A 17,791-nucleotide genomic window follows, 5' to 3' on the forward strand; every position below is an offset into this window, starting at 1 on the left:
CTCGACATGCTGACACTTACCCAAATTCAACAAATCCTTGAAGAAGAACATTTATTACGAGAGTTCATCACGCCGACACAGTGGACGTTGACAGCTCCCTTAGAAAAAAACTTTGAAGCTATTTCCTACGACTCACGAGCAGTCGATCAAGACACTTTATTTTTTTGTAAAGGCAATAACTTCCAACAAAGCTATCTCGAACAAGCACTCAGCGCGGGGCTGACTTGTTACATCGCCGAACAGCCTTACGAAGTACCGGCAGACTTAGCGATCATCGTAACGGACATTCGCAAAGCTTTGGCTGTCTTGAGTATGGCCTTTTACGATTATCCGCAAAAAAAATTACAACTAATTGGTATCACCGGTACTAAAGGTAAAACAACGGTGGCCTATTTTACGAAACAAATCTTAGATCTTGCGACGAATAAAAAGACTGCTCTTTTATCTACTTTGAATACAACCTTAGACGGCGTGACTTTTTTCAAATCAAAATTAACTACCCCGGAATCGTTAGACTTGTATCGCATGATGGCCGAAGCAGTAGAAAACGGCATGACTCACTTAGTCATGGAAGTCTCTTCCCAAGCCTATAAAGTGGCGCGAGTCTATGGGCTTACCTTTGATGTCGGAATCTTTTTAAATATCTCACCGGATCATATTGGTCCCATCGAACATCCGACCTTTGAAGATTACTTCTATTGTAAACGTCAATTAGTCGCTAATTCCCGCCAAGTCATTTTGCAAAATGAGATCGATCATTTTGATTTATTACAAGAACTGGCTGCAAAACAGTCGCTGCCGGTCATTACTTACGGCAACGAGGAAGCCGATTACCACGTTCAGCCGTTGGAACATCCTTTGGCCTTCGCCTTAACTAGTAAAACGGATCGGCTGCAATTAGACGGCGATTATGAAATTTTATTAGCTGGCGATTTCAATAAAGAAAATGCCGCAGCCGCTTTGATCGCCAGTGCCTTAGTCGGTGCTGATCAACAAGCAGGGCGCCAAGGCTTGGCTAAAGCCTTAGTTCCCGGTCGCATGAATCTTTTATTAAAACCTAACGGCGCTCATATCTATGTTGATTACGCCCATAATTATTTAAGTATGAAATCACTGCTGTCCTTCGCCAAAGAACAGCATCCAGACGGCAAGATCGTCGTAATCACCGGTTCGACTGGCAATAAGGCTGAGTCCCGGCGCGCAGGTTTAGGCCAAGCTATTGGTGAATATGCCGACGTGGCACTTTTGACTAGCGACGACCCAAATTTCGAAGCGCCTGAAAAGATCGCCGAAGAAATTCAGCAAGCCATTAATAATCCACACGTGGTCGTTCGCTTTGAGGCTGACCGCAAAGCAGTGATTGAAGCAGCCATCAAACAAGCCGGACCCAATGACGCGATCATCCTAGCCGGCAAAGGGACCGACAAATATATGACTGTCCATGGAGAAAATCTTCCTTATGAAGGCGACTATCATTTAGCAGAAGCATTTATCAAAGAGGGTGGGACAGAAGTGTTTAGCTTCAAGAAATAAGAAGGAATTTCCGAAAATGACTAGGAAACACACCGCTTCTAGCGTTGATGTTGAGTGTTCCTACTTGGTGCTCCTCAAATTTTTGTAAAATTTCGGCTTATTTCCGAAGAAGCTACTTCTGTCACACCGTTTATACGGGAATAGGAGCTGAGACAAATTAATGTCCCAGCTCCTTTTACTTTATCCCACTGTTTCGACTGATTGCTACTGCTTCCTTGTAAATCGTTTCGATAATTTCTTGTGCAGATCTTACTTCTGCCAAAAGACCGGCAACTTGACCAGCCATTACCATTCCTTGCTGGATTTCTCCATCATCGGCGGCCCGCTTTAACGCTGCTAATGAAAAGATATCCTTCGTTGGCTCTTCCAGATAGGCTTGCGTCAATGCATTTTTCAAGCCTCGCAGCGCTCCACCTGCTTGGTTGCGAATCACAGTAGTTGCGGTATCATCCGCTTGAATAATCGCTTGTCGATAATTTTCGTGAATTGGACATTCCTTAGCGGTTAAAAAGACCGTTCCCATTTGAATTCCTTGTGCGCCTAACGCAAAAGCCGCTGCCATACCGCGACCATCACCGATCCCGCCAGCGGCGATCACCGGAATCTTCACCGTCTGCGTTACTTGCGGCAGTAAAGTCATTGTCGTAGTTTCACCAATATGTCCGCCGGCTTCCATTCCTTCGGCGATCACACCGTCTGCTCCCAGCTGTTCCATTTTTTGCGCCAGCTTCACTGACGGTACGACCGGAAAAACTTTGACCCCCGCCTGCTTCAATGCTTCCATATAAGGTTTTGGAGTGCCGGCTCCGGTGGTGACGATCTTAACGTCTTCTTCGATCAAAACCTCCACCTGTTCCGCGATGCTTGGCATTTGCAGCATCAAATTCACCGCAAATGTTTTTTTCGTCTGTTGCTGTGTCTTACGAATTTGTTCTCGTAGTTCTGTCCCGCTTAAACCGCCAGCAGCGATAATTCCCAGTCCCCCCGCTTCAGAAACTGCGCCGACCAATGGACAACGGGCAATATGAGCCATCGCCCCTTGCAAGATCGGGTATTGAATCCCTAACAACTCCGTTAATGGTGCCATCAAATCCCTCTTTTCCGTTTTCTTCATGCTAGCATAATTTCAGGCCAAGAAATATTTTTTTCAAAATTAAGAAAGGCTTTCGCGACCTCCCTCAGCTAAAGCTAGTTCATGAAGCCAGACATCGATCTACCTGCTATAAAACGATTTATTTAGGTGAAAATTTTATCCTTGCTTTATAAGGTCAAAAAGGAGCTGGGACATTAATTGTCTCAGCTCCTATTCCCGTATAAACGGTGTCACAGAAGTAGCTTCTTCGGAAAAAAGCCGAAATTTCTTGAAGCCGAACACTTCTGTCCCAACCTCTAATTCTTTAATTGGCTACGATATTGACTAATTTATTCGGCACCACGATCACTTTACGAATCGTTTTGCCTTCGAGGTTGCGTTGGATATGTTCATCTGCCATTGCTAGTTTTTCTAATTCATCTTTAGCTAGATCGACAGCTACCATCGCTTTTGAACGGACTTTGCCGTTGACTTGCAGAATAACTTCGATCTCATTTTCAATCAAAGCTTCCTCGTCATAGGTTGGCCAAGCCACATGAGAAATCCCGCCTTCGTGTCCTAGGATCGCCCACAATTCTTCGGCGATATGGGGAGCGATCGGTGCTAGTAATTGGACGAAGCCTTCAACATATTCATAGGTTAACGCTTCAGCTTTATAGGCATCGTTCACAAAGACCATCAACTGAGAGATTGCGGTATTCAAATGCAAGTGTTCCATATCTTCGGTAACTTTTTTAACCGTTTGATTGTAGACTTTCGTCAACGAACCGTCGTTTAAGGTGGTGATATGATCACGCATTTTGCCATTTTCATCGACGATCAAACGCCATACCCGATCCAAGAATTTACGTGAGCCTTCTAAGCCATTTTCGCTCCAAGGAATCGAAGCGTCCAATGGGCCCATGAACATTTCATACATCCGCAAGGTATCTGCGCCATATTTTTCTACGACATCATCAGGGTTCACGACATTCTTCAATGATTTACTCATCTTCGCTGGCGCTTCTTCTAGTTCTTCTCCCGTTTCAACGCTGAACCATTTGCCGTCGCGTTTTTCGACTTTATTGGTTGGGACTAATGCGCCACGGCTGTCACGGAAGCTTTGTCCTAAGATCATTCCTTGGTTGTATAATTTTTGGAATGGTTCATCTGTTGGCACTACACCGATATCATACAAGAATTTATGCCAGAAGCGAACATACAATAAATGCAACACCGCGTGTTCTGCTCCACCGATATAAAGATCGACTGGCATCCAGCGTTCTAGTTTTTCATAATCTGCTAAAGCTTCCTTATTATGAGGATCGATAAAGCGCAAGTAATACCATGAGCTGCCGGCCCATTGTGGCATCGTATTGGTTTCACGGCGCCCTTTTTTCCCGGTGATTGGATCAACCACGTTGACCCATTCGTCGATATTCGCTAACGGTGATTCTCCTGTACCACTTGGTTTGATGTCTGTGGTTTTTGGCAGTTCCAACGGCAATTCGTAATCAGGTACTAAGCCGGTCGTTCCGTCCTCCCAATGGATCACGGGGATCGGTTCGCCCCAATAACGTTGACGAGAGAACAACCAGTCACGTAAACGGTAGCTGATTTCTTTTTTGCCACATTCGTGTTCTTCTAGCCAAGCGACCATTTGATCGATAGCCTCTTGTTTATTCAAGCCATCTAAGAATTCAGAATTGATATGAGTACCGTCGCCAGTAAAGGCTTCTTTGTCGACGTCGCCGCCTGCTAAAACAGGCACGATTGGTAGGCCAAATGTTTTCGCGAATTCATAGTCCCGCTCGTCATGAGCGGGAACCGCCATGATAGCGCCGGTTCCATAAGAAGCCAAGACATAATCTCCGATCCAGATCGGCATTTTTTCGCCGTTGACTGGATTGATGGCATAAGCGCCAGTGAAGACACCGGTTTTTTCTTTGGCTAAATCCGTCCGATTCAATTCCGATTTTTTCGATGCTTCATCAATGTAAGCATCAACCGCCGCTTTTTGTTCAGGCGTTGTGATTTTTTGGACCAAGTCTAATTCTGGTGCCAAGACTGCATAAGTTGCACCGAACAATGTATCCGGACGAGTCGTAAAGACGGTAAAGCTTTCTTCGCTATCTTCAATCTTGAAAGACACATTCGCACCGATCGAACGACCGATCCAATTTCGTTGCATATCTTTGATACTTTCCGGCCAATCTAGCGCGTCTAAGTCATCTAGTAAACGATCCGCATAAGCTGTGATCTTCAACATCCATTGACGCATCGGTTTGCGAATGACATCATAGCCGCCCCGTTCGCTCTTGCCATCGATCACTTCTTCATTAGAAATAACGGTGCCTAATTCAGGTACCCAGTTAACCGGAACTTCTGCTTCATAAGCTAAGCCCTTTTCATACATTTGTTCGAAGATCCATTGGGTCCATTTATAATACTCAGGGTCCGTTGTATTGATCTCACGATTCCAATCATAGCTAAACCCAAGTGAATTGATTTGACGCTTGAAAGTCTCGATGTTTTTCTTTGTAAATTCCGCTGGGTCATTGCCTGTATCTAACGCATATTGCTCCGCCGGCAAACCAAAAGCATCCCAACCCATTGGATGCAACACATTATAGCCTTGTGCCCGTTTTAAGCGTGCAATCACGTCTGTCGCTGTATACCCTTCCGGATGCCCTACGTGTAAGCCTTGACCAGATGGATAAGGAAACATATCCAAGGCATAAAATTTTGGTTTCTCCGGATCATCTTGGGTATTAAACACATTGTGCTTCGCCCAGTATTTTTGCCATTTTTTTTCAATCGTTTTGTGCTCGTAACTCATGTTGCGCCTCCTAATATATGAACTTATTTGTATACATTAATCATCCGGTGGAATCAGCCAACCATTGAATAAAAATAAGACGCCCTACGAAAGCTCAAAAAGAACTTTCATAGGACGTTATCAACGTGGTACCACCTATTTTTATCTGTCGATGACAGACCTCTAAAGAGCTAACGGTCTCTAGCCGGATCAATCGATCATGCTCCAAGGTAAGTTCGAATGTCCGCATGCACACTCTCAGCCCCGTGCGCTCTCTGAAATGCGTTCGCTTCTACTACTCCTCTTCCAAGCAATAATATTCAAAGTAGTTTTATCTTAGCAGATTCCAAAATATTATTCAATTGAATTCGCCTTAAGAAGGCCGCAAAAAAATTGTCCCCGCTAGGAATCATGTTATAATAGTTCCCAGTTCGACTCGCAAGTTTTGCGGATCAAAAATAAATCTTCAGCTAAAGAAAGGTTGAATCAAATAACTTTATGAAAAATAAATCCATCTACCAATTAACTGGCAGTTTCACCTTGCTGTTTTTTGCGGCATTGTGCTATATCATCCGTTTTTATCCAGAGACGCTAAACGGCTTTGACCGCGGGATCATTCACGCGGTTCACGGGTTGTCCCCGCAAATGAACGGCTACTTTCTATGGGTAACAAAATTCGCCAATCCGATTACCGTGGTGATTTTATCCATCGTATTTGTCGCTTTGTTCTATTTCAATCAGCAAAAAATCACGGCATTGTGGTTGGCATTGAGCATGGTGTTGATCAGCGGGCTCGGCAACCATTTGTTAAAGTTGTTCTTCCACCGTGCTCGGCCGACGATCCTGCCTCATTTAGTGACGGAACACAGCTTTAGCTTTCCCAGCGGCCACGCGACCGCCAGCACTTTGTTGTACGGCACCTTGATTTTTGTGGCAGGACTATTTTTTAAAGAAAAAGTTCCTCGCTTGCTTGTCCAGATCGTGCTTGGCTTGCTGGTCTTCAGCATCATCGTCAGCCGGATCTATCTCGGTGTCCATTATCCCAGCGATGTGCTAGCCGGCTTCTTATTTGGCAGCAGCTGGCTCTTATTTACCTATCCTTATTACAAAGCAAAAAAATTAGTTTACGATCTGCAAACGATTAGGAGAAAAAAATGACCTTTACTTATAGTGACGATGACAACAAGCGCTATCATTCATGGAATTACGCGCTGCGGCAAGAATTCGGCGGGAAAATTTTTAAAGTACCGGTGGACGGCGGTTTTGACTGTCCCAACCGTGACGGAACCGTCGCACACGGCGGCTGCACCTTTTGCAGTGTCTCTGGTTCCGGCGATATGATCGTCGCCCCAAGTGATCCGCTGCCGCAGCAATTCCATAAAGAAATCGACATGATGCACCAAAAGTGGCCTCACGTCGATCAATACATCGTCTATTTTCAAAACTTTACCAATACCCATGCACCGGTCGAGGTGATTCGCGAACGCTTCGAGCAAGTCGTGAGCCTTCCTGGTGTCGTCGGTTTGTCTGTCGGCACACGACCGGATTGTCTACCGCCGGAAGTCATAGACTATTTGGCCGAATTGAATCAACGCTTATACTTATGGGTCGAACTTGGCTTGCAAACGACTTATGAAAAAACTAGCGACCTGATCAATCGCGCCCATGACTATCCTACCTATGTAGATGCAGTGGCTCGTCTGCGAAAACACAATATCAATGTTTGCACCCATTTAATCAATGGCTTGCCGGGGGAATCATTAGAAATGATGCGGGAAAATGTTCGGCGCACGATTTTAGATTCCGATGTTCAAGGAATCAAGCTACATTTGCTTCATTTGATGCGTAACACAAAGATGCTACGAGATTATGCCGAAGGGCGGCTGCAGCTAATGAGTAAAGACGATTACGTCTCGGTGATCTGCGACCAATTAGAAATGATCCCGCAAGACATCATTATTCATCGCTTAACTGGCGATGCCCCGTGGGTTTCGTTAGTCGGTCCAATGTGGAGTCTCAAAAAATGGGAAGTCTTAAACGCGATTGACCAAGAATTGATTCGCCGCGATTCTTATCAAGGAAAATTTGCGTTACGAGGTGAATTTACGCATGCTACTAACAGCCTTACGCTTTAGTCATCAATTATTAAAAGAAATTATCACAGCAGGCGATCAGGTCATTGACGCCACGATGGGGAATGGCAACGATACGCTATTTTTAGCAGAGCTCGTCGGAGCAACCGGTCATGTCTATGGCTTTGATATTCAGGCACAAGCCTTAAAGAATACACAGGCAAAATTAGGTCCCACCATTGATCGGACGACCCTTTATCTCGCTGGACATGAAACCATCGAAGAAAAAATTCCAGCAGAGCAACCGATCAAAGGCGCAATCTTTAATCTCGGCTATTTACCTAAGGGGAATAAACAGATCATCACCTTGCCTGAAACAACCAAGCAAGCAATGGATGCCATTTTAAAACGTTTAGTTATCGGTGGGCGCATGATCGTAGTGATCTATTATGGTCATGCCGGCGGTGAAGCCGAAAAACACGAAGTTCTCAATTATTGCCAAAACCTGCCGCAAGAAAAATACAGCGTCTTGAATTATCAATTCATCAATCAAAAAAACAACCCGCCCATTTTATTATGCGTCGAAGCCCGCGCATAAAATGGCTCATAAAAAACGAGGTTAGGACAAGAGTGTTCAGCTCCAAGAAATTTCGGCTTAGTTCCGAAGAAGCTACTTCTGTCACCACCGTTTATACGTAAATAGGAGCTGAGACAAATTAATGTCCCAGCTCCTATTTAGCAACCCCTGTAGGCATAAGAATTGCTTTCTCTTCAGCCGTCCGTATACTATAAGCTAACTTAAAAAAGCAGGTGATCTTATGTATGTTGTCAAAGTCCTACATGGTTACATTGGTAAAGAAGGTCAGCGCACCCGTGAAAAAGATCCTGGAAAACTGCTCGTATTCACAAGTAAGCAAGAGTCCGATCAATTCGCCGCGAAAATTGGCGGCCGCAGCAAACACGTCTCAAAAATCCGTAAAGATTGAGTCTAGATAAAACATGAAAAGGTCAAAGAAATCCGACTATCAGATTTCTTTGACCTTTTTACTATTGTTCATTAAACCAAGCCAAAACACGTTGAATCCAAGCGTCCCAGAAAATCCAATCATGTTTTCCTGGACCTTCTTCAAACGTTACCACCAGATTTTTTTGCTCCAGTTTATGAGCCATATATTGACTAGCTGGATACAAGTCATCTTCGGTTCCACAAGCCAAGAAAAAGCGGGGCGCTTCTTGGCCACTTGCTACTAGCTCATCCAACAATCTCAAGGGATCGTTAACTGAGCCTTGGATTTGATCTAAGGGACCAAAAACGCCTTGCCAATACGCTTCATTACGTATGAGTAATAAACTCTTTACATCAGCTAAAACAACTGCGCCGGATAAAGACGCCACCGCCGCAAAATGCTCCGGCTTCGCTAAACCAAGTTTCAATGCGCCATAGCCTCCCATCGACAGTCCCGCCGCAAAGGTTTTTTCCCGCTTATTCGTAATTTGCGGAAATAATTCATGAACGATTGTTGGCAATTCATCTGAAACAAAAGTCCAGTAATTCATATCATAGGTGGTATCCGTGTAAAAGCCTAAGTCAGTTGACGGCATTATCACCGCCATCTGATACTCTGCCACATAACGTTCGATCGATGTTCGGCGTTCCCAGACACTGTGATTGCCCCCCATTCCGTGAAGCAAATACATCACCGGCACATCCTCTGTCACCCCGACCGTTTCGGTTCCGATATTTTTATGGGTTGTTTGTGGCAAGATAACATTCATCGCCACTTCCATTTGTAAAACGTTTGAATACACATTGACTTGTAAAAAAGCCATCACAATCCTCCTGTTCTATTCCTGTCCGTTTAGTTTAACACGCTTTGATTGCTTACCCACCATAAAACTAAAAATCAAAGCAAAAATAATCAATAGCAGACCAGCTACATAGATCCAATGAAGACTATCAAAGAGAACCTTTCGTAATTCTGTTCTTAGCCCCACTTCAATCTGCAGCGCCGTTTGAGGATTGATCAGCCGATTCATAATATCCTGATCACGAATTCCGGCACGTGTCAGCTGCTGAGCATTGGCTATGTTCAGAATAATTCCGAAAAGTGAAACCATAACCGTCTGTCCGATCGTGCGAGACAATGTATTGAAAGAAGTGGCGACACCAATTTCTTCCTTTGGAACACTGGCTTGGGCCTCCACCGTGGTTGTCGTAACCGCTAAGCCAAAGCCCACACCTAAAACGCCGGTAATAATAAAGAAGAGCCAGAAGGGACTTTGCTGCGGCAATGCCACTAAGGTCCCTCCGCCTAATAAAATAATCAGCAGCCCGATCACAATGATCCGCTTCGCCGAATACTTAGATAGCAATTGGCCTGATAAAAAGGAGCCATACATCCAGACTAATGACATCGGTGCCAGCACCAAACCACCCAGTCCCGCCGGTTTTCCCAATACACCTTGCATCCACATTGGAATATACACGTCTAAGCCCATTAAGAACCCGCTGATCAAAGCCGCTACCACATTCACACTGGCAAAAGTCGGATTATTAAATAATTGCAAATTAATTACTGGGTCCTCCGCTCGGCGCTCCGTTCGGATAAACAAAATCAGTGAAACAATACTGATAGCAAATAAAGCGATCACTGCTAATGAGATTCCTTCATCACCCAACAACTGAAAGCCTAACAACAAACTGACTAAAGTCAGCATCAAAAACAAACTCCCGAAGATATCCATCTTCTTGGCTTGACGAATCTTTTTCTCTTCAATATAGAAGTATTGTAGTAAAGCAATCAAGCCTAACCCAATCGGTACATTAATGATAAAAATCCAGTGCCAACCAACAGTATCTACGATCAAACCACCAGCCAGCGGACCAAAGACACTGGCGATCCCCCAGGCTGCACTGGTTAACCCCAACACCTTCGCTCTTTTTTCAATATCATAGAGATCCGCAATAATCGTCAATGACACCGGCATAATGGCTCCAGCACCCACGCCTTGAATTCCGCGGGAAATAATCAATGTCAGCATCTCATTCGACAAACCACATAACGCCGATCCTAAAACAAACAACAAAATACCTACAATAAAAATCGGTTTACGTCCGATTTTATCAGCCAACTTGCCATAGATTGGGGTAATCATTGCATTCGTTAATAAATAAATCGAAAATACCCAATTCATAATTTCAATTCCATGCAAACTACCTACAATTGTCGGCATTGCCGTAGTAACGATCGTCCCTTCGATCGCCGACATGAACGTCGCGATAAAAATCCCCACCGTCACAACCTTAACATTTGTTTTTCTGTTCATTCTTTCCTCCAAATTTATCTCATATTCCTGCTATTTCTTTCAAAAAACCAATTTTAAAGCAAATAAAGAGGCAGCTCTACCGATCCATGATCAATAGAAACCGCCTCGTGAACTCCATAAAAATTTATGTCTGTACGATTTATCCGATATTCAAACTATTTTTTAACGCAGCCACTTTATCTGTATGCTCCCAAGGCAGATCAACATCTGTTCGACCAAAATGGCCGTAAGCAGCTGTATCACTGTAGATTGGACGCAATAGGTCAAGCATTTCAATAATTCCTGCTGGGCGCAGATCAAAGTTTTCACGAATTGCAGCAATCAAATCAGCTTCAGAAACGTTTGCCGTTCCAAAAGTATTGACTGAGATAGAAACTGGCTGAGCAACCCCAATCGCATAAGCAAGCTGTACTTCAACTTTTTCTGCCAATTCAGCAGCTACGATATTTTTAGCAATATAGCGAGCTGCATAAGAAGCCGAACGGTCGACTTTCGTTGCGTCCTTTCCAGAGAAAGCACCACCACCATGGCGTGAATAACCACCATACGTATCAACGATAATCTTACGGCCAGTTAAGCCGGCATCTCCTTGAGGTCCACCAATCACAAAGCGGCCTGTCGGATTAATAAAATATTTTGTTTTTTCATCCAATAATTCTGCTGGAATTTCATGTTTGATCACTTTTTCCATAACATCTTTTTGAATAGTTTCATTATCTACTTGATCGTTATGCTGAGTACTGATGACAACGGTATCCACCCGTTGAGGTTTGCCTTGTTCATCATATTCAACGGTAACCTGAGATTTTGCATCAGGACCAAAATAGGCTACTTCTCCGGACTTACGCAAATCAGCTAAGCGTTTCACCAAATGATGACTCAGTGAGATAGGTAAAGGCATCAATTCCGGTGTTTCATTCACTGCAAACCCAAACATTAAGCCTTGGTCTCCAGCACCGATATCATCCAATAATTCTTCTTTTCCTCGCGTCTCTAAGGCATCATCCACACCTTGTGCGATATCCGGTGATTGTTCATCAATCGCGACTAAAACAGCAACATTGTCTCCATCAAAACCAAATTTAGATTCTGTGTAGCCAATCCGTTTGATCGTCTCACGCACAACTTTTTGGATATCTACATAAGCCTTCGTAGAAATTTCTCCAAAAACTAAAACAAGCCCAGTTGTCACAGATGTCTCACATGCAACTCTGGCTTTCGGATCCTTTTCCAAAATCGCATCTAAGATTGCATCACTGATTTGGTCAGCAACTTTATCTGGATGTCCTTCTGAAACTGATTCTGATGTAAATAAACGACGTTCTTCCATTATAAATATTCCCCCTAATTTTTATTCGGTTACAAGGAATCTCTGAGCTTTTTCAGAGCCTATCGGGAACTTGCAACGACCTGATTATAACAGAAAAAAAGCATGTGTCACTAATAAATACCTTATTTATCTTAAAAATTTATGAAAATTCTATTTTAACGCAAAAAAAAGAGACGTTAAAAACGTCTCAGCATGACCCGTACGGGACTCGAACCCGTGTTACCGCCGTGAAAGGGCGGTGTCTTAACCGCTTGACCAACGGGCCATAAATATAAAAAACGGAGAAGGAGGGATTTGAACCCTCGCGCCGGTTTCCCGACCTACACCCTTAGCAGGGGCGCCTCTTCAGCCACTTGAGTACTTCCCCAAAAACCAAAAAAATTTTTGAATGGGCCTAAATGGACTCGAACCATCGACCTCACGCTTATCAGGCGTGCGCTCTAACCAGCTGAGCTATAGGCCCATAAAAACTAAAAGCGGGTGACGAGAATCGAACTCGCGACAACAGCTTGGAAGGCTGTGGTTTTACCACTAAACTACACCCGCATGGCGGTCCCGACGGGATTTGAACCCGCGATCTCCTGCGTGACAGGCAGGCATGTTAACCCCTACACCACGGAACCGTAATTTTTAGTTTTTAATTGCGGGAGCAGGATTTGAACCTACGACCTTCGGGTTATGAGCCCGACGAGCTACCAGACTGCTCCATCCCGCGATAATATTATTTGAAAAAAGGAGGATAAGGGATTCGAACCCTTGCACGGTTTTACCCGCCTGACGGTTTTCAAGACCGTTCCCTTCAGCCGGACTTGGGTAATCCTCCGAAAAAACAATGACCCGTACGGGACTCGAACCCGTGTTACCGCCGTGAAAGGGCGGTGTCTTAACCGCTTGACCAACGGGCCAGATATATATTATTAATAATGGGCCTAAATGGACTCGAACCATCGACCTCACGCTTATCAGGCGTGCGCTCTAACCAGCTGAGCTATAGGCCCATAAAAACTAAAAGCGGGTGACGAGAATCGAACTCGCGACAACAGCTTGGAAGGCTGTGGTTTTACCACTAAACTACACCCGCAACTTGATGGCGCGGGACAGAATCGAACTGCCGACACATGGAGCTTCAATCCATTGCTCTACCAACTGAGCTACCGAGCCAGAAGCGGTCCCGACGGGATTTGAACCCGCGATCTCCTGCGTGACAGGCAGGCATGTTAACCCCTACACCACGGAACCGTAATTTTTAGTTTTTAATTGCGGGAGCAGGATTTGAACCTACGACCTTCGGGTTATGAGCCCGACGAGCTACCAGACTGCTCCATCCCGCGATAATATTATTTGAAAAAAGGAGGATAAGGGATTCGAACCCTTGCACGGTTTTACCCGCCTGACGGTTTTCAAGACCGTTCCCTTCAGCCGGACTTGGGTAATCCTCCATAAAAGAGTCACAATGGACCTTGTAGGACTCGAACCTACGACCGGACGGTTATGAGCCGTCTGCTCTAACCAACTGAGCTAAAGGTCCTGGCTCGAAAAAAATCGCGGCGGAGGGGATCGAACCCCCGACCTCCCGGGTATGAACCGGACGCTCTAGCCAGCTGAGCTACACCGCGTTATTAAAATAAAAATGGAGCCTAGCGGGATCGAACCGCTGACCTCCTGCGTGCAAAGCAGGCGCTCTCCCAGCTGAGCTAAGGCCCCATAATTTTTGAATCTAATCGGGAAGACAGGATTCGAACCTGCGACACCTTGGTCCCAAACCAAGTACTCTACCAAGCTGAGCTACTTCCCGAAATGCACCCGAGAGGACTCGAACCTCTAACCCCTTGATTCGTAGTCAAGTACTCTATCCAATTGAGCTACGGGTGCTTATTTTGTTAATGCCGAGGACCGGAATCGAACCGGTACGGTGATCACTCACCGCAGGATTTTAAGTCCTGTGCGTCTGCCAGTTCCGCCACCCCGGCGTGCTTCCCCTGGTCTTCAGGAAAGCGGAAAACGGGGTTCGAACCCGCGACCCCCACCTTGGCAAGGTGGTGCTCTACCACTGAGCTATTTCCGCGTCGATGCCGGCTAAAGGATTTGAACCCTCGACCCTCTGATTACAAATCAGATGCTCTACCAACTGAGCTAAGCCGGCAACTACAAAAAAAATAAAATGCGGGTGAAGGGACTTGAACCCCCACGCCGTAAGGCGCTAGATCCTAAATCTAGTGCGTCTGCCAATTCCGCCACACCCGCATATACTTATGAGCCGTACTGGGCTCGAACCAGTGACCCTCTGATTAAAAGTCAGATGCTCTACCAACTGAGCTAACGGCTCAAAATGGGGGTTAACGGGTTCGAACCGCTGACCCTCTGCTTGTAAGGCAGATGCTCTCCCAGCTGAGCTAAACCCCCATAAATTCGCGTGGCGACGTCCTAATCTCACAAGGGGCAACCCCTCACTACAATCGGCGCTAAGAAGCTTAACTTCTGTGTTCGACATGGGAACAGGTGTATCCTTCCCGCTATCGCCACCACACTATTTGTTTGAGTAAACTTCGTTCACTCAAAACTGGATCAGAAACGTTTTTAAACAACCTTGAATCAATTTTTGGTTAAGTCCTCGATCGATTAGTATCAGTCCGCTCCGTACATCACTGCACTTCCACTCCTGACCTATCTACCTGATCATCTCTCAGGGATCTTACTTTCTTAAAGAAATGGGAAATCTCATCTTGAGGTGGGCTTCACACTTAGATGCTTTCAGCGTTTATCCCTTCCCTACATAGCTACCCAGCGATGCCTCTGGCGAGACAACTGGTACACCAGCGGTAAGTCCATCCCGGTCCTCTCGTACTAAGGACAGATCCTCTCAAATTTCCAACGCCCGCGACGGATAGGGACCGAACTGTCTCACGACGTTCTGAACCCAGCTCGCGTGCCGCTTTAATGGGCGAACAGCCCAACCCTTGGGACCGACTACAGCCCCAGGATGCGACGAGCCGACATCGAGGTGCCAAACCTCCCCGTCGATGTGGACTCTTGGGGGAGATAAGCCTGTTATCCCCAGGGTAGCTTTTATCCGTTGAGCGATGGCCCTTCCATGCGGAACCACCGGATCACTAAGCCCGACTTTCGTCCCTGCTCGACTTGTAGGTCTCGCAGTCAAGCTCCCTTGTGCCTTTACACTCTGCGAATGATTTCCAACCATTCTGAGGGAACCTTTGGGCGCCTCCGTTACTCTTTAGGAGGCGACCGCCCCAGTCAAACTGCCCATCTGACACTGTCTCCCACCACGATTAGTGGTGCGGGTTAGAGTGGTCATAACACAGGGGTAGTATCCCACCAGCGCCTCTGTCGAAACTAGCGTCCCGACTTCTACGGCTCCTACCTATCCTGTACATGTGGTACAAACACTCAATATCAAACTGCAGTAAAGCTCCATGGGGTCTTTCCGTCCTGTCGCGGGTAACCTGCATCTTCACAGGTACTAAAATTTCACCGAGTCTCTCGTTGAGACAGTGCCCAAATCGTTACGCCTTTCGTGCGGGTCGGAACTTACCCGACAAGGAATTTCGCTACCTTAGGACCGTTATAGTTACGGCCGCCGTTTACTGGGGCTTCAATTCGTACCTTCGCTTACGCTAAGCACTCCTCTTAACCTTCCAGCACCGGGCAGGCGTCAGCCCCTATACGTCATCTTTCGATTTTGCAGAGACCTGTGTTTTTGATAAACAGTCGCTTGGGCCTATTCACTGCGGCTGATCGTTAGATCAGCACCCCTTCTCCCGAAGTTACGGGGTCATTTTGCCGAGTTCCTTAACGAGAGTTCTCTCGCTCACCTTAGGATTCTCTCCTCGACTACCTGTGTCGGTTTGCGGTACGGGCCATTGTTTTCTCACTAGAAGCTTTTCTCGGCAGTGTGACATCAGGAACTTCGGTACTATTATTTCCCTCCCCATCACAACTTGTCCTTAGAGAAGCAAGCATTTGACTCGCCTCAAGACTCATTGCTTGGACAGACATTTCCAATCGTCTGATTCCTTAGCCTCCTGCGTCCCTCCATTGCTCAAACAAAAACAACGGGTACAGGAATATCAACCTGTTATCCATCGCCTACGCCTTTCGGCCTCGGCTTAGGTCCCGACTAACCCTGGGCGGACGAGCCTTCCCCAGGAAACCTTAGTCATTCGGTGGACAGGATTCTCACCTGTCTTTCGCTACTCATACCGGCATTCTCACTTCTAAGCGCTCCAGCAGTCCTCACGATCTACCTTCAACGCCCTTAGAACGCTCTCCTACCAACATACCTATTGGTATGTTCCACAGCTTCGGTAAACTATTTAGCCCCGGTACATTTTCGGCGCAGGGTCACTCGACTAGTGAGCTATTACGCACTCTTTAAATGGTGGCTGCTTCTGAGCCAACATCCTAGTTGTCTGTGCAACCCCACATCCTTTTCCACTTAATAGTTATTTTGGGACCTTAGCTGGTGGTCTGGGCTGTTTCCCTTTCGACTATGGATCTTATCACTCACAGTCTGACTCCCAGAGATGAATGGATGGCATTCGGAGTTTATCTGAATTCGGTAACCCGAGATGGGCCCCTAGTCCAAACAGTGCTCTACCTCCATCATTCTTACTCTGAGGCTAGCCCTAAAGCTATTTCGGAGAGAACCAGCTATCTCCAAGTTCGTTTGGAATTTCTCCGCTACCCACACCTCATCCCCGCACTTTTCAACGTACGTGGGTTCGGTCCTCCAGTGCGTTTTACCGCACCTTCAACCTGGACATGGGTAGATCACATGGTTTCGGGTCTACGACCACTTACTCATTCGCCCTATTCAGACTCGCTTTCGCTACGGCTCCGTCTTTTCAACTTAACCTCGCAAGTAATCGTAACTCGCCGGTTCATTCTACAAAAGGCACGCTATCACCCATTAACGGGCTCTAACTTGTTGTAGGCACACGGTTTCAGGATCTATTTCACTCCCCTTCCGGGGTGCTTTTCACCTTTCCCTCACGGTACTGGTTCACTATCGGTCACTAGGGAGTATTTAGCCTTGGGAGATGGTCCTCCCGGATTCCGACGGAATTCCTCGTGTTCCGCCGTACTCAGGATCCTCCTAGGTGCCAGTCAAATTTTGTCTACGGGGCTTTTACCCTTTCTAGCAGACCTTTCCAGGTCCTTCGACTATTTCACTGGACTACCATATCGGAGTCCTACAACCCCAAGAGGCAAGCCTCTTGGTTTGGGCTTTTCCCGTTTCGCTCGCCGCTACTCAGGGAATCGAATTTTCTTTCTCTTCCTGCAGGTACTTAGATGTTTCAGTTCTCTGCGTCTACCTCTAATCAGCTATGTATTCACTGAAAAGTAACATCCTATAAAAGATGCTGGGTTCCCCCATTCGGAAATCTCCGGATCAAAGCTTACTTACAGCTCCCCGAAGCATATCGGTGTTAGTCCCGTCCTTCATCGGCTCCTAGTGCCAAGGCATCCACCGTGCGCCCTTATTCACTTAACCTTATCTTGACTTTCGTCAAGGGTCTTACTAATTCCCATGAGCGATCATGTTCCTTAGTAATAAATAAGCAATTGAACTTATTAAAAAACTCATTCAACGCGGTGTTCTCGGTTTGTTTAAAAAAATG

Annotated in this window: 10 protein-coding genes, 25 tRNA genes, 2 rRNA genes, 1 riboswitch and 1 other annotated feature; of the genes, 5 read left to right on the plus strand and 32 right to left on the minus strand. The window is 46.0% G+C overall.

Features of this window, described 5'->3' with window-relative positions; all coding sequences use genetic code 11:
- Positions 1-6: 6 nt before the first annotated feature.
- On the plus strand, positions 7-1,533 hold the full coding sequence (locus IGI54_RS10460; RefSeq protein ID WP_430620667.1) for a UDP-N-acetylmuramoyl-L-alanyl-D-glutamate--L-lysine ligase: 1,527 nt from the start codon (positions 7-9) through the stop codon (positions 1,531-1,533).
- A gap of 175 nt (positions 1,534-1,708) precedes the next feature.
- On the opposite strand, the gene IGI54_RS10465 is transcribed toward IGI54_RS10460, so the two are convergent.
- Both IGI54_RS10465 and leuS read right to left on the minus strand, forming a co-directional pair.
- Positions 1,709-2,647 carry an NAD(P)H-dependent flavin oxidoreductase gene (locus tag IGI54_RS10465; RefSeq protein ID WP_430620668.1) on the minus strand — a complete coding sequence of 313 codons (939 nt, stop codon included), beginning with the start codon at positions 2,645-2,647 and terminating at the stop codon, positions 1,709-1,711.
- 283 nt (positions 2,648-2,930) lie between these two features.
- Positions 2,931-5,444, minus strand: coding sequence for a leucine--tRNA ligase (gene leuS / locus IGI54_RS10470; protein ID WP_216427876.1), 2,514 nt, complete (start codon positions 5,442-5,444; stop codon positions 2,931-2,933).
- A 107-nt stretch (positions 5,445-5,551) separates the two neighbouring features.
- Positions 5,552-5,741 (minus strand) — a binding site (T-box leader).
- 180 nt (positions 5,742-5,921) lie between these two features.
- On the opposite strand from leuS, the gene IGI54_RS10475 reads away from it, so the two are divergent.
- From IGI54_RS10475 to IGI54_RS10490, 4 genes are all read left to right on the plus strand, one after another.
- Positions 5,922-6,581, plus strand: a complete 660-nt coding sequence (locus tag IGI54_RS10475) for a phosphatase PAP2 family protein (protein WP_430620669.1) — start codon at positions 5,922-5,924, stop codon at positions 6,579-6,581.
- A complete protein-coding gene (locus IGI54_RS10480) occupies positions 6,578-7,558 on the plus strand; it encodes a TIGR01212 family radical SAM protein (RefSeq protein ID WP_430620670.1) in 981 nt (326 codons plus the stop codon). Before IGI54_RS10475 ends, IGI54_RS10480 begins: the two co-directional genes overlap by 4 nt.
- Entirely contained in the window at positions 7,533-8,093 is a 561-nt protein-coding gene (locus IGI54_RS10485; RefSeq protein WP_430620671.1) for a class I SAM-dependent methyltransferase, read from the plus strand. Before IGI54_RS10480 ends, IGI54_RS10485 begins: the two co-directional genes overlap by 26 nt.
- A gap of 220 nt (positions 8,094-8,313) precedes the next feature.
- The gene (locus IGI54_RS10490; RefSeq protein ID WP_169818955.1) at positions 8,314-8,481 is read left to right on the plus strand and encodes a hypothetical protein; all 168 of its coding nucleotides are present in this window, start codon (positions 8,314-8,316) and stop codon (positions 8,479-8,481) included.
- Positions 8,482-8,542: 61 nt separating this feature from the next.
- On the opposite strand, the gene IGI54_RS10495 is transcribed toward IGI54_RS10490, so the two are convergent.
- The 30 genes from IGI54_RS10495 to IGI54_RS10640 all read right to left on the minus strand — a co-directional run bounded on the left by IGI54_RS10495 (position 8,543) and on the right by IGI54_RS10640 (position 17,664).
- The gene (locus IGI54_RS10495; RefSeq protein WP_430620672.1) at positions 8,543-9,325 is read right to left on the minus strand and encodes an alpha/beta hydrolase; all 783 of its coding nucleotides are present in this window, start codon (positions 9,323-9,325) and stop codon (positions 8,543-8,545) included.
- A gap of 15 nt (positions 9,326-9,340) precedes the next feature.
- On the minus strand, positions 9,341-10,822 hold the full coding sequence (locus IGI54_RS10500) for an MDR family MFS transporter (protein ID WP_071863105.1): 1,482 nt from the start codon (positions 10,820-10,822) through the stop codon (positions 9,341-9,343).
- Positions 10,823-10,961: 139 nt separating this feature from the next.
- Entirely contained in the window at positions 10,962-12,152 is a 1,191-nt protein-coding gene (gene metK / locus IGI54_RS10505) for a methionine adenosyltransferase (RefSeq protein WP_313630908.1), read from the minus strand.
- A riboswitch (SMK box riboswitch) is annotated at positions 12,150-12,233 on the minus strand. (Overlaps the previous gene by 3 nt.)
- Positions 12,234-12,345: 112 nt before the next feature.
- Positions 12,346-12,417: transfer RNA gene (locus IGI54_RS10510), tRNA-Glu, on the minus strand.
- A gap of 14 nt (positions 12,418-12,431) precedes the next feature.
- A tRNA-Ser gene (locus tag IGI54_RS10515) sits at positions 12,432-12,519 on the minus strand.
- A 22-nt stretch (positions 12,520-12,541) separates the two neighbouring features.
- Positions 12,542-12,615, minus strand: a tRNA-Ile gene (locus IGI54_RS10520).
- Between the two features lie 12 nt (positions 12,616-12,627).
- A tRNA-Gly gene (locus IGI54_RS10525) sits at positions 12,628-12,698 on the minus strand.
- A gap of 1 nt (position 12,699) precedes the next feature.
- Positions 12,700-12,775: transfer RNA gene (locus IGI54_RS10530), tRNA-Asp, on the minus strand.
- Between the two features lie 18 nt (positions 12,776-12,793).
- Positions 12,794-12,867 (minus strand) — tRNA-Met (locus tag IGI54_RS10535).
- 18 nt (positions 12,868-12,885) lie between these two features.
- Positions 12,886-12,975 (minus strand) — tRNA-Ser (locus IGI54_RS10540).
- A gap of 10 nt (positions 12,976-12,985) precedes the next feature.
- A tRNA-Glu gene (locus IGI54_RS10545) sits at positions 12,986-13,057 on the minus strand.
- Between the two features lie 19 nt (positions 13,058-13,076).
- Positions 13,077-13,150 (minus strand) — tRNA-Ile (locus IGI54_RS10550).
- A 12-nt stretch (positions 13,151-13,162) separates the two neighbouring features.
- A tRNA-Gly gene (locus IGI54_RS10555) sits at positions 13,163-13,233 on the minus strand.
- A gap of 7 nt (positions 13,234-13,240) precedes the next feature.
- Positions 13,241-13,313: transfer RNA gene (locus IGI54_RS10560), tRNA-Phe, on the minus strand.
- Positions 13,314-13,318: 5 nt separating this feature from the next.
- Positions 13,319-13,391: transfer RNA gene (locus IGI54_RS10565), tRNA-Asp, on the minus strand.
- 18 nt (positions 13,392-13,409) lie between these two features.
- Positions 13,410-13,483 (minus strand) — tRNA-Met (locus IGI54_RS10570).
- Between the two features lie 18 nt (positions 13,484-13,501).
- Positions 13,502-13,591, minus strand: a tRNA-Ser gene (locus IGI54_RS10575).
- 15 nt (positions 13,592-13,606) lie between these two features.
- A tRNA-Ile gene (locus IGI54_RS10580) sits at positions 13,607-13,680 on the minus strand.
- A 14-nt stretch (positions 13,681-13,694) separates the two neighbouring features.
- Positions 13,695-13,768 (minus strand) — tRNA-Met (locus IGI54_RS10585).
- Positions 13,769-13,783: 15 nt separating this feature from the next.
- Positions 13,784-13,856 (minus strand) — tRNA-Ala (locus IGI54_RS10590).
- A 17-nt stretch (positions 13,857-13,873) separates the two neighbouring features.
- Positions 13,874-13,947, minus strand: a tRNA-Pro gene (locus IGI54_RS10595).
- 3 nt (positions 13,948-13,950) lie between these two features.
- Positions 13,951-14,024 (minus strand) — tRNA-Arg (locus IGI54_RS10600).
- A gap of 12 nt (positions 14,025-14,036) precedes the next feature.
- A tRNA-Leu gene (locus IGI54_RS10605) sits at positions 14,037-14,122 on the minus strand.
- A 23-nt stretch (positions 14,123-14,145) separates the two neighbouring features.
- Positions 14,146-14,217: transfer RNA gene (locus IGI54_RS10610), tRNA-Gly, on the minus strand.
- Positions 14,218-14,222: 5 nt separating this feature from the next.
- Positions 14,223-14,295: transfer RNA gene (locus tag IGI54_RS10615), tRNA-Thr, on the minus strand.
- Positions 14,296-14,314: 19 nt separating this feature from the next.
- Positions 14,315-14,396: transfer RNA gene (locus IGI54_RS10620), tRNA-Leu, on the minus strand.
- Between the two features lie 9 nt (positions 14,397-14,405).
- A tRNA-Lys gene (locus tag IGI54_RS10625) sits at positions 14,406-14,478 on the minus strand.
- Positions 14,479-14,482: 4 nt separating this feature from the next.
- Positions 14,483-14,555 (minus strand) — tRNA-Val (locus IGI54_RS10630).
- An 8-nt stretch (positions 14,556-14,563) separates the two neighbouring features.
- Positions 14,564-14,679: ribosomal RNA gene (gene rrf, locus IGI54_RS10635) — 5S ribosomal RNA — on the minus strand.
- Positions 14,680-14,751: 72 nt separating this feature from the next.
- Positions 14,752-17,664, minus strand: a 23S ribosomal RNA gene (locus tag IGI54_RS10640).
- Positions 17,665-17,791 lie beyond the last annotated feature (127 nt).

It is taken from the genome of Enterococcus sp. DIV0800, assembly GCF_050559735.1.
In the GTDB taxonomy this organism is placed as follows: domain Bacteria; phylum Bacillota; class Bacilli; order Lactobacillales; family Enterococcaceae; genus Enterococcus_A; species Enterococcus_A devriesei.